This is a genomic window from Burkholderia sp. ABCPW 11 (genome assembly GCF_001523445.1).
In the GTDB taxonomy this organism is placed as follows: domain Bacteria; phylum Pseudomonadota; class Gammaproteobacteria; order Burkholderiales; family Burkholderiaceae; genus Burkholderia.
In genome coordinates this window covers 52,152-65,357 of the sequence record NZ_LOVM01000098.1, presented here as the reverse complement: position 1 = coordinate 65,357, position 13,206 = coordinate 52,152, and the positions used below count along the sequence as shown (strand labels likewise).

The 13,206-nt window shown below is 67.3% G+C and carries 15 protein-coding genes; 5 read left to right on the top strand and 10 right to left on the bottom strand.

The window, feature by feature from the left end; genetic code table 11:
- Positions 1–34 precede the first annotated feature (34 nt).
- From WS61_RS35360 to WS61_RS31790, 5 genes are all read right to left on the bottom strand, one after another.
- Positions 35–175, bottom strand: a complete 141-nt coding sequence (locus tag WS61_RS35360; protein WP_006486385.1) for a cytochrome oxidase small assembly protein — start codon at positions 173–175, stop codon at positions 35–37.
- Positions 176–267: 92 nt separating this feature from the next.
- Complete coding sequence (gene ctaD, locus WS61_RS31805; protein WP_006477731.1) at positions 268–1,875, bottom strand: cytochrome c oxidase subunit I; 1,608 nt, start codon at positions 1,873–1,875, stop codon at positions 268–270.
- Positions 1,876–1,918: 43 nt separating this feature from the next.
- Positions 1,919–3,505: a cytochrome c oxidase subunit II gene (gene coxB, locus WS61_RS31800; RefSeq protein ID WP_059506579.1), complete on the bottom strand. Its 1,587-nt coding sequence runs from the start codon at positions 3,503–3,505 to the stop codon at positions 1,919–1,921.
- Positions 3,506–3,561: 56 nt separating this feature from the next.
- A complete protein-coding gene (locus WS61_RS31795; protein ID WP_052100358.1) occupies positions 3,562–4,086 on the bottom strand; it encodes a DUF2244 domain-containing protein in 525 nt (174 codons plus the stop codon).
- 195 nt (positions 4,087–4,281) lie between these two features.
- A complete protein-coding gene (locus WS61_RS31790; protein ID WP_059506577.1) occupies positions 4,282–5,247 on the bottom strand; it encodes a methyltransferase domain-containing protein in 966 nt (321 codons plus the stop codon).
- Positions 5,248–5,328: 81 nt separating this feature from the next.
- Here WS61_RS31790 and WS61_RS31785 point away from each other — a divergent pair, with 81 nt between their 5' ends.
- Positions 5,329–6,126, top strand: a complete 798-nt coding sequence (locus WS61_RS31785) for a ComF family protein (protein WP_059506575.1) — start codon at positions 5,329–5,331, stop codon at positions 6,124–6,126.
- Positions 6,127–6,227: 101 nt separating this feature from the next.
- Positions 6,228–6,698 (top strand): tRNA (uridine(34)/cytosine(34)/5-carboxymethylaminomethyluridine(34)-2'-O)-methyltransferase TrmL, encoded by a 471-nt coding sequence (trmL, locus tag WS61_RS31780; RefSeq protein ID WP_059506573.1) that lies wholly within the window; start codon positions 6,228–6,230, stop codon positions 6,696–6,698.
- A gap of 10 nt (positions 6,699–6,708) precedes the next feature.
- Here the strand turns inward: trmL and WS61_RS31775 are convergent, their stop codons facing one another.
- From WS61_RS31775 to WS61_RS31755, 5 genes are all read right to left on the bottom strand, one after another.
- Complete coding sequence (locus tag WS61_RS31775) at positions 6,709–7,242, bottom strand: O-acetyl-ADP-ribose deacetylase (RefSeq protein WP_059506571.1); 534 nt, start codon at positions 7,240–7,242, stop codon at positions 6,709–6,711.
- A 91-nt stretch (positions 7,243–7,333) separates the two neighbouring features.
- Positions 7,334–8,332, bottom strand: coding sequence for an NAD(P)H-dependent glycerol-3-phosphate dehydrogenase (locus WS61_RS31770; RefSeq protein ID WP_059506569.1), 999 nt, complete (start codon positions 8,330–8,332; stop codon positions 7,334–7,336).
- 25 nt (positions 8,333–8,357) lie between these two features.
- Complete coding sequence (secB, locus tag WS61_RS31765; RefSeq protein WP_059506567.1) at positions 8,358–8,852, bottom strand: protein-export chaperone SecB; 495 nt, start codon at positions 8,850–8,852, stop codon at positions 8,358–8,360.
- Between the two features lie 107 nt (positions 8,853–8,959).
- Entirely contained in the window at positions 8,960–9,220 is a 261-nt protein-coding gene (gene grxC / locus WS61_RS31760; protein ID WP_006477722.1) for a glutaredoxin 3, read from the bottom strand.
- Positions 9,217–9,639 carry a rhodanese-like domain-containing protein gene (locus tag WS61_RS31755; RefSeq protein ID WP_059506565.1) on the bottom strand — a complete coding sequence of 141 codons (423 nt, stop codon included), beginning with the start codon at positions 9,637–9,639 and terminating at the stop codon, positions 9,217–9,219. The genes grxC and WS61_RS31755 overlap by 4 nt, the downstream gene beginning before the upstream one ends.
- A 135-nt stretch (positions 9,640–9,774) precedes the next feature.
- Between WS61_RS31755 and gpmA the strand changes: the two genes are divergently transcribed.
- The 3 genes from gpmA (at position 9,775) to WS61_RS31740 (ending at position 13,199) form a co-directional block, all read left to right on the top strand.
- Positions 9,775–10,521 (top strand): 2,3-diphosphoglycerate-dependent phosphoglycerate mutase, encoded by a 747-nt coding sequence (gene gpmA / locus WS61_RS31750; protein ID WP_059506563.1) that lies wholly within the window; start codon positions 9,775–9,777, stop codon positions 10,519–10,521.
- A gap of 267 nt (positions 10,522–10,788) precedes the next feature.
- Positions 10,789–12,342 (top strand): S41 family peptidase, encoded by a 1,554-nt coding sequence (locus tag WS61_RS31745; RefSeq protein WP_059506561.1) that lies wholly within the window; start codon positions 10,789–10,791, stop codon positions 12,340–12,342.
- 104 nt (positions 12,343–12,446) lie between these two features.
- Positions 12,447–13,199: a molybdopterin-synthase adenylyltransferase MoeB gene (locus WS61_RS31740; protein WP_059506559.1), complete on the top strand. Its 753-nt coding sequence runs from the start codon at positions 12,447–12,449 to the stop codon at positions 13,197–13,199.
- Positions 13,200–13,206 lie beyond the last annotated feature (7 nt).

Genomic DNA, 13,206 nt, shown 5'->3' with positions numbered 1-13,206 from the left:
CGACGACTTCCTCGCTACTGCGTCAATTACTGCATCAGTGGGTGGACAGCCACCACTGCTTGATCACGACACCCACAAAAAAAACGGCGGCGATGACGAGCAGGGTGAGGCCGAGCCGCTTGTTGCCCGCGCGGATCTGCTCGGGCGTTCGTCTTTCTTGTGGATTCCGGGTCATCTGCAACTTCGCTGAAACTTCGCTGATCCATCGATTCGGCGCCCGCCGCTGCCTGCCTGTGCGGTAGGCAGCGGCGGAACGCCGGGTGACACTTACTCGACGTGCGGCGGTTGCTCGAACGTGTGGAAGGGAGCCGGGCTCGGCACCGTCCACTCGAGGCCGGTCGCGCCGTCCCACGGCTTGTCCGACGCCTTTTCCAGCTCGCCGCCGCCGCGGTAGGCCGGCAGCGCGACCGCGAACAGGAAGTACACCTGTGCGAGGCCGAAGCCGAATGCGCCGATCGTCGCCACCTGGTTGAAGTCCGTGAACTGCGCCGGGTAGTCCGCATAGCGGCGCGGCATGCCCGCGAGACCGACGAAGTGCATCGGGAAGAACGTCAGGTTGAAGAAGATCATCGACGCCCAGAAGTGGATCTTGCCGCGCGTCTCGTTGTACATCCAGCCCGTCCACTTCGGCGCCCAGTAGTACCAGCCCGAGAACAGCGCGAACAGCGAGCCCGCCACCAGCACGTAGTGGAAGTGCGCGACCACGAAGTAGGTGCCGTGATACTGGATGTCGAGCGGCGCCATCGCGAGCATCAGGCCCGTCAGGCCGCCGAACGTGAACACGAACAGGAAGCCGATCGCGAACAGCATCGGCGTTTCGAACGTCATCGAGCCGCGCCACATCGTCGCGAGCCAGTTGAACACCTTCACGCCCGTCGGCACCGCGATCAGCATCGTCGCGTACATGAAGAACAGCTGGCCGGTGACCGGCATGCCCGTGGCGAACATGTGGTGCGCCCAGACCATGAACGACAGGATCGCGATCGACGCCGTCGCGTACACCATCGAGCTGTAGCCGAACAGCGTCTTGCGCGCGAACGCCGGGATCACCTGCGACACGATCCCGAACGCCGGCAGAATCATGATGTACACCTCGGGGTGGCCGAAGAACCAGAAGATGTGCTGGTACATCACCGGGTCGCCGCCGCCTGCCGCGTTGAAGAACGACGTGCCGAAGTGGCGGTCGAACAGCACCATCGTGATCGCGCCTGCCAGAACCGGCATCACGGCGATCAGCAGGTACGCGGTGATCAGCCACGTCCACGCGAACATCGGCATCTTCATCAGTGTCATGCCCGGTGCGCGCATGTTCAGGATCGTCACGACGATGTTGATCCCGCCCATGATCGACGACGCGCCCATGATGTGGACCGCGAAGATCGCGAAGTCCATGCCCGGGCCCATCTGCGTCGACAGCGGTGCGTACAGCGTCCAGCCGGCGGCCGTCGCGCCGCCCGGCGCGAAGAACGAACCGACCAGCAGCACGGCCGCGACCGGCAGCAGCCAGAAGCTGAAGTTGTTCATGCGCGCGAACGCCATGTCGGATGCGCCGATCTGCAGCGGAATCATCCAGTTCGCGAAGCCGACGAAGGCCGGCATGATCGCGCCGAACACCATGATCAGGCCGTGCATCGTCGTGAGTTCGTTGAAGAACTCCGGACGCATGATCTGCAGGCCCGGCTCGAACAGCTCGGCACGGATGCCGAGCGCCATCACGCCGCCCGACAGGAACATGATGAACGAGAACAACAGGTACAGCGTACCGATGTCCTTGTGGTTGGTGGCGAACAGCCAGCGACGCCAGCCGTGCGGGGCTTCGTGCGCGTGGTCGTCGTGCGCGTGGTCCGCGGCTACGTCGTGCCCGATGCTAGACATGAGAATCTCCTAATGCGAATACGTCGACTAACTCAGCGACACGTCAAGCCGCCGGGCCGATCTCGACACGCCGGGCTTCCTTCGCGTCAGCCCCGCCCGTGATCGTTTCCGGCTTTTTGAGAATGATGTGGTCTTCCGCCACGCCTGCTGCCTTCAGCGCATCGCGCACGGCCTGGGCCCGATGCTTCGCCAGTTCGGCGTTCGCGTCGGCCGAGCCGGTCTTGTCGGTGAAGCCCGACAGCGCGAGCTTCGCGTCCGGATGCGCCTTCGCATAGTCGACCGCAGCGGCGATCGCCGCCTTTGCGTCGGCCGGCAGCACGCTCTTGCCCGTCTCGAAGTAGATCGTCGACAGTGCGGCCGATGCCGCTGCCGCCGGCTGCTCGGCGGCCGACGCGGCTTGCGCCGGTGCCGAAGCCGCTTCTGCCGGTGCCGCGCCCGCCGTGTCTTCCGGCATCTTGCCGTTGCGTGCGTCGGCCACTTGCTTCGGCTGCAGCAGGTCGTTCTTGTGGTTGCCCCACGAGTTGCGTTCGTACGTGACGACCGAAGCGATGTCGAGGTCCGACAGCGATGCCCACGACGGCATCGCGCCCTTGCCGTGCAGCACGCGCTCGACGTGGGCCGCGATCGGGCCGTTCACGATCGGGCTGCCGTCCATCGCCGGGAACGCGCCGAGGCCCTTGCCGTTCACCTGGTGGCAGGCCGCGCAGTTCGCCTTGTACACTTCCTCGCCGTGCGCGACGAGTTCGGCCATCGTGTAGACCTTGTTCGGATCGACCGCCGCGCTGGCGAGCTTCGCCTTCTGCGCGGTGACCCACTTCGCGTAGTCGTCGTCCGACAGGACTTCGACCACGACCGGCATGTACGCGTGTTCCTTGCCGCACAGCTCGGTACAGAAACCGCGGAACGTCCCGACCTTGTCGGCCTTGAACCACGTATCGCGCACGAAGCCGGGGATCGCATCCTGCTTCACGCCGAATGCGGGCACGTACCACGAGTGGACGACGTCGTTCGCGGTCGTGATGATGCGGATCTTCTTGTTGACCGGCACGACGAGCGGATTGTCGACTTCCTGCAGATAGGTGTCGGTGATCGGCTTCTTGCCCATCACTTCGTCGCGCGGGGTGGTCAGCGTCGACAGGAAACCGATGCCCTCGCCCGGGCCCTTCACGTAGTCGTAGCCCCACTTCCACTGGTAGCCGGTGACCTTGATCGTGAGATCGGCGTTCGTCGTGTCCTTCATCGCGACGACGGCCTTCGTCGCCGGCAGTGCCATCAGCACGACGATGACGAACGGCACGATCGTCCAGATGATCTCGACGGTCGTGCTTTCATGGAAATTGGCGGCCTTGTGGCCCTTGGATTTGCGGTGCGCGAAGATCGAATAGAACATCACGCCGAACACGCCGACGAAGATCACCGTACACAGGATCAGCATCATCGTGTGGAGATCGTAGAGCTCCTCGGCGATTTTCGTGACCGGCGGCTGAAAGTTGATCTCGTTGACACGGGGGCCGCCCGGGCTATCACCGACCGCCAGGGCCGCACCGGCAAAGAGCAATCCGCTGCATGCCAGCACGCCCGCGAGGGCTCGCTTGATTGTTTTCATAGCATCCTTACCCAAAATTTCCATTCAAACCCTCCCCCGTCGCAAGCCGCCGGCCCGTTCCGGCCGATGGCTGCGCCTCGTCAGCCGCAGCGCCTGAGCGACACGCGCAGTTCGTCGGCGAACTGCGCACGCTTGTACTGCGCGAGATGCTGCCCGATTACGACGGTCTGCCCGCGCGACACCAGCCGAATCGGATCGCGTGGCGTCGCACCCGGCTCGACCCGCACCCAGCGCGGGTTGAATTCGATCTGCGTGAGCCGCTCCGCATCCATCCGCTCGATCACGAGCCGGTGCGGAAACAGCCTGATGCGCTCGTAATCGACCGCATGGCGAGCATAGATCGCAAATGCGACACCCACCGCCAGCAACTCGATGCCGGTGAAGGGCATGACGAGCCAGGCCCCTCTCCACATCAGCAACGCCGCGATCGCCAGCGAGAAGCCCGCGAGCGACGCGTAAAACAGCACGAACTGGCGTGGCGACACCGAACAGTTGCGTTTCATGAGCCAATCTTCGAGGATCGGTTCGCTGTCCGCCGTCTCCGCCAAAACCCTCGCTGCTTCCATCGCCGCCTCACGCGAATGGCATGCGATGCATGCCTGCATCGGACTCGTCGCCCCGTATTGCGGGGACCCCGGGACGACAAGCTGACGCATTATAGGCGGGTTCAATGGCATCCACAAGCAAGCGCCTATCGCCCGCCAAGCCAAGCGCGACAAGCTTTTCGGCCGTTTTAGCCGCCAATTCGACCCCGCTTTGCGCCGCTAATTTCAGACATAACAAAACCCCTCTTTACCGCTTTACCGATTCTTCGGACGCCCCTTGCCGATGTCCTCGATGCGCACGATCCCGTGCCCTTCCGCGGTCGTGCGCGGCACGGCCTTCCACGCGTGGCCGTAGATCACCTCGAAGGTCAGCGGAATGGTGCCGTCCTCGCGCCGGCGCGCGTCCAGCGCGTCGCCGAGCGCCGCGCGAAAGCGCCGCGTCGCGTGCCGCGGCACCGTGCGCTCGAACGGATAGGCGCCCCAGCGGCGCACGTCGGCCAGCAGGGAATCGGCGGATTTGTAGGTGACGGTCAGCACTTCCTGGTCCATCACGGGAATCTCGAAGCCGCTCTCGACGAGCATGTCGCCGAGGTCGTGCATGTCGACGAAATCGATCACACGCGCGGCGGGCGGCGCGATGCCGAGCGCCGCTTCGGCGTCCGCGCAGGCCGCGCGCAGCTCGCGCAGCGTGTCGGGGCCGAGCGTGCTGAACATCAGGAGCCCGTTCACGCGCAGCACGCGCTGCCATTCGGGGAAGACGGTATCGGGACGCGAATGCCAGTGGAGCGCGAGATTCGACCAGATCAGATCGAACGCGCCGCCCGGGAACGGCAGCGCGGCGAAGTCGGCCTGCGCGACGCGCGGGCCGCGCTGGCCCAGCGCCCGGCCGAGCGACGCCGGCAGCCAGCGGCGCCAGGAGGTCTGCTCGACTTCGCGCTGACCGGCCCGCGCGAGCATTGCGCCGGACAGGTCCACGCCGAACACCGGCGCTTCCGGAAAGCGCGCGCGCAGCGCCGGGAGATCGTCGCCCGGGCCGCAGCCCGCATCCAGCACGGCCGCGGGGCTCACCTTGATGTATTCGAGGCGCTCGTTCATCCGCTGCGCGATCTCGCGCGGCAGGAACGCAACCGCATCGAACGTGGCGGCACGGCGGTCGAAGATCCGCCGCAGGCGCCTGGCGTCATTGGCCGGACGGCCGGTTGAAGTCGAAGCTGGGGACATGTCGGGCACACTGGCGAAGAGCCCGAAGTATACTCGCTCGCCTCGCAAGCTTCATTGAGGCGGCATGCCAGGAGTGTTGCGATGGTCCGCGGTTCCGCCGAACGCTCGGCGCGCGTCGTTTTGTCGCACGTCGGAACATGGGTCGCGCGTGTTGCCGCGGTCGCGTTGCCGAACCGGTGCGCGCTATGCGGCAATTTGTCACACATCGTGATTTGCGGCGCCTGCGATGCCGCGTACTGGAATGAAGCGCGGCTGCGCTGCGACGTCTGCGCGCTGCCGCTCGGCGTCGGGCACGCGCGATCGTCCGGCGGCAGTCGCCCCGGCGCCGGCCGCGCGGCCGCGTACCGGTGCGACGCGTGCCGCACCGCGCCGCCGCCGTTCGACGCGACGCTCGCGCTCGCCGATTACCGCGCGCCGCTCGACGGGCTCGCGCGCGGCCTGAAGTTTCATGCGCGGCTCGCGCTCGGCGGCGAATTCGCGGCCCGGCTCGCACGGCTGGTCGACGATACGCGTGATGCGCGCAGCTTCGACCTCGTCGCGCCGGTGCCGCTGTCGCACCGGCGGCTCGTCGCGCGCGGCTACAACCAGGCGTGGGCGATCGCGCGTCCGCTCGCGCGCAGGCTCGGCGTGCGGGCGGAGGCTGCCTTGCTCGCGCGCGTCGCCGACACCGCGCCGCAGTCGCGGCTCGACCGGCACGCACGACGCGACAACGTGATGGCGGCTTTCGCGGTGGCAGGCAGCGTCGCCGGTCGCCACATCGCGCTCGTCGACGACGTGATGACGTCCGGCGCGACGCTCGCGGCGGCCGCGCAGGCGTTGAAGGCGGCGGGCGCCGCGCGCGTGACGAATCTGGTTGCGCTGCGCACCGCCAGGGATTAATTAGATAGAGAAGCCGGTCGCCCGCGTGCGGCCGTCACGAACCGGCCGGCCGGATGCACGCGCGCGCTGCGCCGCTCCGGCCGCCCCAGCCCAACCGAAACATGTTCAACGTCGTTCTCGTCGCCCCCGAAATTCCGCCGAACACCGGCAACGTGATCCGCCTGTGCGCGAACACCGGCGCGCGCCTGCACCTGATCGAGCCGCTCGGCTTTCCGCTCGACGACGCGCGGATGCGTCGCGCCGGCCTCGACTATCACGAATATGCGCAGATGCGCGTGCACCGCGACTGGGACGCGTTCGTCGCCGCCGAAGCGCCGGAGCCTGCGCGGATGTTCGCGTTCACGACGCGCGGCTCGGGCCGCTTCCACGATCGTGCGTTCCTGCCCGGCGACTGGTTCGTGTTCGGCTCCGAAACGCGCGGCCTGCCCGCCGAACTGCTCGAACGCTTTCCGAACGAACAGCGCGTGCGCCTGCCGATGCGGCCGGACAACCGCAGCCTGAACCTGTCGAATACGGTCGCGGTGGTCGTGTTCGAGGCGTGGCGTCAGGCCGGCTTCGAAGGCGGCGCATGACGCGCGACGTTCAGCGCGGCTCGATCCGCGCGAGCCGCGCGCGATACAGGTCGTAAATGTCGGACGAGAAGCACGCGAACACCACGCGTGCGAGAGTCGGCGCCTGCGGCAGCATTTCGATCACCGTGCCGACCGCGATGTCGACGGCCTGCTCGGCCGGATAGCGGTAAATCCCGCAACTGATCGCCGGAAACGCGATCGACGTCGCGGCAACCTCTTCGGCCAGCTCGATCGCGCGCCGGTAGCACGATGCAAGCAGCTCGGCCTCGCCGCGCGCGCCGCCATACCATACCGGGCCAACCGCGTGGATCACGTAGCGCGCGGGCAACCCGTGGCCGCGCGTGAGCTTCGCGTCGCCGGTGTCGCAGCCGCCGAGCGTGCGGCACTCGGCGAGCAGGCCGGGGCCGGCCGCGTGGTGAATCGCGCCGTCGACGCCGCCCCCGCCGAGCAGCGAGCCGTTCGCGGCGTTGACGATCGCATCGACGTCGAGCGTCGTGATGTCGACGACCTGCGCATCGAGCGTGGTGGAATGGATTTGCAGCATGACGACCTCGCGGAACGCAGGAGACGCTTCAAGCGTAGTCCGCTTTGGCGCCGCGTGCCCGGCGCACCCGTGCCGGGCGATCCCGCCGGGCCTACTCCGCGCGCGCGTCGCGGCGCAGCAGACCGCTGACCGCGTCGCGCGGCGCGATGCCGTCGAACAGCACGCCGCACACCGCTTCCGTGATCGGCATTTCGATCGACTGCGCGCGCGCGAGCGCCAGCACGGCCTGCGCGCAGCGCACGCCTTCGGCCACGTGGCCGAGCGCGCCGAGGATGTCGTTCAGCGTGCGGCCGGCCGCCAGTTGCAGGCCGACCGTGCGGTTGCGCGACAGGTCGCCCGTCGCGGTGAGGATCAGGTCGCCGAGGCCCGTGAGTCCCGTGAAGGTTTCCGCGCGGCCGCCGAGCGCCACGCCGAGCCGCGACATTTCGGCGAGGCCACGCGTGATCAGCGCGGCGCGCGCGTTCAGCCCGAGGCCGAGGCCGTCGGAAATGCCGGTCGCGATCGCCAGCACGTTCTTCACCGCGCCGCCGACCTCGACACCGACCACGTCGTCGCCCGTATAGATCCGCATCGCGCCGTGATGGAACGCGGCGAGCGTGCGCTCGCGGCATTCGGCCGACGTGCTCGCCACCGTCAACGCGACGGGCAGCGACTGTCCGACCTCGCGCGCGAAGCTCGGGCCCGACAGCACGCCGTTGCTCCGCTGTTCGGGCAGCTCGGCCGCGATCACCTGATGCGGCAGCAGATGCGTGCCGGCCTCGAAGCCCTTGCAGACCCAGACGATGTGCGCGGGCACGCAGCCTGCGTCGCGCATCGCGCGACACAGCGTGCGCAGCCCGGCCACCGGCGCGGCGATCACGCACAGCGCGTCGTCCGCGGCGCCATGCGCGAGCGCGGCGCCGAGATCGGCGTCGTAGCGCAGCGCGTCAGGCAGCGCGATGCCGTCCAGATAGCGGGAATTTTCGTGCCGGGCCTGTAGCCCGGCGATGAGCGCGGCGTCGCGCGCCCACAAAAGCGTATCGTGCCGCGCGGCCAGATGGCCCGCGAGCGCGGTGCCCCAGGCACCGGCGCCGAGAACGGCTACTTTCATACCCAGCACCGGTCCGAGCGAAACGTCAGTTCAGCGTCGTGCCATTCGGCGCGCCGTTCGGCGCACCTGCTGCGCCGCCGGCCTGCTGCTGAAGCTGCGCGAGACGCTGCTCGTACAGCGCCTGGAAGTTGATTTCCGCCAGGTGGATCGGCGGGAAGCCGGCGCGGGTGATCGCGTCGGCGATGTTCGAGCGCAGGTACGGGAACAGGATCGTCGGGCACGCGATGCCGACGAGCGGGTCGAGCTGTTCGTCCGGAATGTTGCGAATATCGAAAATGCCGGCCTGCTTCGCTTCGATCAGGAACGCGACCTTGTCCTTCACCTTCGCGGTGACGGTACCCGACACGACGACTTCGAAGACGCTTTCCGCGAGGCGGTCGGCCTTGACGTCGACTTCGACTTCAACCGACGGCATGTCCTGCTCGAGGAAGATCGCCGGCGAATTCGGCTGCTCGAGCGACATATCCTTCAGGTAGACGCGCTGGATGTTGAAGAACGGTTGGTTTTCGACGTCGGACATGGTGTTTCCCTAAAAGTGGTGACGGGGCGGCCCGGCTGTGCGCCGGCCGCCACGGATGAATCCTGCGCGCCCAAGCCGCGGCGCGGCCGGCGGCCATTCTGCCCTAATCAGGCCGCTTGCAGAAGCGGCACGAGGCCGCCTTCGCGGTCGAGCTTCGACAGATCGTCGTAGCCGCCGACGTGCGTGTCGCCGATATAGATCTGCGGCACCGTGCGGCGCCCCGTGCGCGTCATCATTTCCTCGCGGCGGGCCGGATCGCGGTCGATCAGCACCTTTTCGATCTGCTCGACACCGCGCAGCTTCAGCAGGCGCTCGGCCTGCATGCAATACGGACACACCTGCGTGCTGTACATCAAAACCTTGTTCACTTTGCCACTCCTTGTTTGACGACCGGCATCCCGGCCTGCTGCCAGGCGGCCACGCCGCCTTCGAGCACGTGCACCTCGGCGTAACCCGCCGCCTCGACCTCGCGCGCCGCCTTCTGCGACTGCTGGCCGTTCTGGCAGACGAGCAGCACCGGGGTGCTCTTGTTCTTCGCGACCTGCGCAATTTTCGCGCCGATCTCGCCCGCCGCGACCTGACGCGCCGACGGCAGGTGGCCGGCGGCGAAATCGGACGCGGCGCGCAGGTCGATCACGACCGCGTTGCGACGGTTGATGAGCTGCGTCGCCTCCGCGGCGGACAGGCCGCCGCGACCGCGGCGCAGGGCGGGCCATGCGAGCAGGCCACCGGAAACCACCAGGATCGCGATCAGGGCCAGGTTGGTGTAATTGGTAAAGAACGTCACGGAATTCCGCCGAAAGAAGAGAAATCGGATGAGGACAATCCCGCCATTATAAAATAACCGCCTTGCGCGATGGCGGGCCCGGTCCGGGCGCCGCGCGACGCGCCCCGCTTCCCTTCACTACCGACCGCAAGATCCATGTACAAACTCGTTCTCATCCGCCACGGCGAATCGACGTGGAACAAGGAAAACCGCTTCACCGGCTGGGTCGACGTCGACCTGACCGAACAGGGTCGCAACGAGGCCTACCAGGCCGGCGAATTGCTCAAGGAGGCCGGCTACACGTTCGACATCGCGTATACGTCGGTGCTCAAGCGCGCGATCCGCACGCTGTGGCACGTGCAGGACAAGATGGATCTGATGTACCTGCCGGTCGTCCACTCGTGGCGCCTGAACGAGCGCCACTACGGCGCGCTGTCGGGCCTGAACAAGGCGGAAACGGCCGCGAAGTTCGGCGACGAGCAGGTGCTCGTGTGGCGCCGCAGCTACGACACGCCGCCGCCCGCGCTCGAGCCGACCGACGAGCGCGCGCCGTTCGACGATCCGCGCTATGCGAAGGTGCCGCGCGAGCAATTGCCGCTCACCGAGTGCCTGAAGGACACGGTCGCGCGCGTGCTGCCGCTGTGGAACGAATCGATCGCGCCGGCGGTGCGCGCCGGCAAGCAGGTGCTGATCGCCGCGCACGGCAATTCGCTGCGCGCGCTGATCAAGTACCTCGACGGCATCTCGGACAGCGACATCGTCGGCCTGAACATCCCGAACGGCGTGCCGCTCGTCTACGAACTCGACGAGAACCTGAAGCCGATCACGCACTATTACCTCGGCGACCAGGAAGCGATCGCGCAGGCGCAGGCCGCCGTCGCGAAGCAGGGCAAGGCGGGCTGACGCCCGGCGCGGCGGGCAAGCCGCGTTCCGCCGCGGCGTGCCGGGCCCGGCCTCGAACCCCTGGCCGCACGCCGCGCGAACCTTCGCGGCCCTGCCGCGGTCGAATCCGCTTTCGAACCCCGCAGCGCGCCCGGCGGTGCCTCGCCGGGCCCTCTGCGGCCTTTTCGACGCTTTTCGCGCCGTTCCACTGAGTTATCGGACGAACAGTTATACTTGTCCGCTACATCCCCGCTACCGCCACGCGCTTCCCGACCGCACCAGATCTCTATGCGAATGAATTTGAAGAACATCGGCCTGATTGCCGCGGGCCTCGCCACGGGCGTGTTCGCCACGCTGCAGGTTTCCGCATCGGCCGAGCAGACCGCCACGGCGCCGCTTCCCCTCGACCAGCTCCGCCTGTTCGCGGAAGTATTCGGGCAGATCAAGCGCGAGTACGTCGAACCGGTCGACGACAAGAAGCTGCTGACGGCCGCGATCAAGGGCATGGTGTCGAGCCTCGATCCGCACTCGTCGTTCCTCGACAAGACCGACTATGACGAGCTCCAGGAGCAGACGAAGGGCCGCTTCGCCGGCCTCGGCATCGAGATCTCGCAGGAAGACGGCCTCGTCAAGGTGATCTCGCCGATCGAGGATACCCCCGCGTTCCGCGCCGGCATCCGTCCGGGCGACCTGATCACGCGCATCAACGACAAGCCGGTGCGCGGCATGACGCTCGACAAGGCCGTGAAGCAGATGCGCGGCGAGCCGGGTACCAAGGTCACGCTGACCATCTTCCGCAAGAGCGACGACCGCACGTTCCCGGTCACGGTCACGCGCGCGATCATCAAGGTCCAGAGCGTGAAGATGAAGATGCTCGATCCGGGCTACGCGTATGTCCGCATCACGAGCTTCCAGGAGCGCACGACGCCGGATCTCGCGCAGAAGCTGCAGGACATCGCGCGCCAGCAACCGAATCTGAAGGGCCTCATCCTCGACCTGCGCAACAACGGCGGCGGCCTGCTGCAGAGCGCGGTCGGCGTGGCCGGCGCGTTCCTACCGCCCGACTCGGTCGTCGTGTCGACCAACGGCCAGATCCCCGATTCGAAGCAGGTCTACCGCGATACGTACGACAACTATCGTCTGCCGTCCTTCGACGGCGATCCGCTGAAGAACCTGCCGCCGATCTTCAAGACCGTGCCGATGATCGTGCTGACGAACGCGTATTCGGCGTCCGCGTCGGAAATCGTCGCCGGTGCGCTGCAGGATTCGAAGCGCGCGCAGATCATGGGCAAGACGACGTTCGGCAAGGGCTCGGTGCAGACGGTCCGCCCGATGACGGCCGACACCGCGCTGCGCCTGACCACCGCGTACTACTACACGCCGAGCGGCCGTTCGATCCAGAACAAGGGCATCACGCCGGACGTGCCGGTCGATCAGTACGCGGACGGCGATCCGGACGACGTGCTCGTCACGCGCGAGGTCGACTATTCGAACCACCTCGCGAACACGCAGGACCCGAACGAGAAGAAGGAGCAGGAAGAGCGCGATCAGCGCCGGATGGATCAGCTGCGCGTCCTCGAAGAGCAGAACGACAAGAAGACGCCGGAGCAGCGCCAGAAGGATCGCGATCGCAAGCCGATCGAGTTCGGCAGCGCCGACGACTTCATGATGCAGCAGGCGCTCAACAAGCTCGAAGGCAAGCCGGTCCAGGAATCGAAATCGCTGCTCGCCGAGAGCGTGACGAAGAGCCCGGCCGGCAAGGCCGCCGCGGCCGCGAAGGCATCGGGCGCGAGCGCCGCGAAGCCGGCCTCCGCACCGAAGCCGGCATCCGCGCCGAAGTAAGCGCCGGCCGGCATCCGACGGGCCATCGCGGGAAGACCGCGATGGCCCGTTTTTCATGCGCGCCTAAAATAACGAACGTCCGCCCGCCTCGCTCACGAGCCCCCATGAACGACGATCAACTCCTTCGCTACTCCCGCCACATCCTCGTCGACGAGATCGGCATCGACGCGCAACAGCGCTTTCTCGACGCGCATGCGATCGTCGTCGGCGCGGGCGGTCTCGGCTCGCCGGCCGCGATGTATCTCGCGGCATCGGGGGTCGGCACACTCACGCTCGTCGACGCCGACACGGTCGATCTCACGAACCTGCAGCGGCAGATCCTGCACGTGACGGCGTCGGTCGGCCGCAGCAAGGTCGAATCGGGGCGCGACGCGCTCGCGCAACTGAACCCCGAGGTGACGGTGAACGCGGTCGCGGCGCGCGTCGACGATGCGTGGCTCGATGCGCACGTGCCGCATGCGAGCGTCGTGCTCGACTGCACCGACAATTTCGCGACGCGGCACGCGATCAACCGCGCGTGCGTCGCGCACGGCGTGCCGCTCGTGTCGGGCGCCGCGCTGCGCTTCGACGGCCAGATCAGCACGTTCGACTTCCGCGACGCGGCCGCGCCCTGCTATGCGTGCGTGTTCCCGGAAGACCAGCCGTTCGAGGAAGTCGCGTGCGCGACGATGGGCGTGTTCGCGCCGACCGTCGGGATCATCGGCGCGATGCAGGCGGCCGAGGCGCTGCGCGTGATCGGCGGCATCGGCAAGACGCTGAACGGGCGGTTGATGATGCTCGATTCGCTGCGGATGGAATGGACGACGATGAAAATCGCGCGCCAGGCCGATTGCCCGGTATGCAGGGGCCGGCACTGACGCGCGA

Coding starts and splice junctions, on each gene's coding strand:
- WS61_RS35360 (WP_006486385.1), bottom strand. CDS start 175: ATGACCCGGAATCCACAAGAAAGACGAACGCCCGAGCAGATCCGCGCG.
- coxB (WP_059506579.1), bottom strand. CDS start 3,505: ATGGAAATTTTGGGTAAGGATGCTATGAAAACAATCAAGCGAGCCCTC.
- gpmA (WP_059506563.1), top strand. CDS start 9,775: ATGTACAAACTCGTTCTCATCCGCCACGGCGAATCGACGTGGAACAAG.
- WS61_RS31745 (WP_059506561.1), top strand. CDS start 10,789: ATGCGAATGAATTTGAAGAACATCGGCCTGATTGCCGCGGGCCTCGCC.
- trmL (WP_059506573.1), top strand. CDS start 6,228: ATGTTCAACGTCGTTCTCGTCGCCCCCGAAATTCCGCCGAACACCGGC.
- WS61_RS31770 (WP_059506569.1), bottom strand. CDS start 8,332: ATGAAAGTAGCCGTTCTCGGCGCCGGTGCCTGGGGCACCGCGCTCGCG.
- ctaD (WP_006477731.1), bottom strand. CDS start 1,875: ATGTCTAGCATCGGGCACGACGTAGCCGCGGACCACGCGCACGACGAC.
- WS61_RS31795 (WP_052100358.1), bottom strand. CDS start 4,086: ATGCAGGCATGCATCGCATGCCATTCGCGTGAGGCGGCGATGGAAGCA.
- WS61_RS31790 (WP_059506577.1), bottom strand. CDS start 5,247: ATGTCCCCAGCTTCGACTTCAACCGGCCGTCCGGCCAATGACGCCAGG.
- WS61_RS31775 (WP_059506571.1), bottom strand. CDS start 7,242: ATGCTGCAAATCCATTCCACCACGCTCGATGCGCAGGTCGTCGACATC.
- WS61_RS31785 (WP_059506575.1), top strand. CDS start 5,329: ATGGTCCGCGGTTCCGCCGAACGCTCGGCGCGCGTCGTTTTGTCGCAC.
- secB (WP_059506567.1), bottom strand. CDS start 8,852: ATGTCCGACGTCGAAAACCAACCGTTCTTCAACATCCAGCGCGTCTAC.
- WS61_RS31740 (WP_059506559.1), top strand. CDS start 12,447: ATGAACGACGATCAACTCCTTCGCTACTCCCGCCACATCCTCGTCGAC.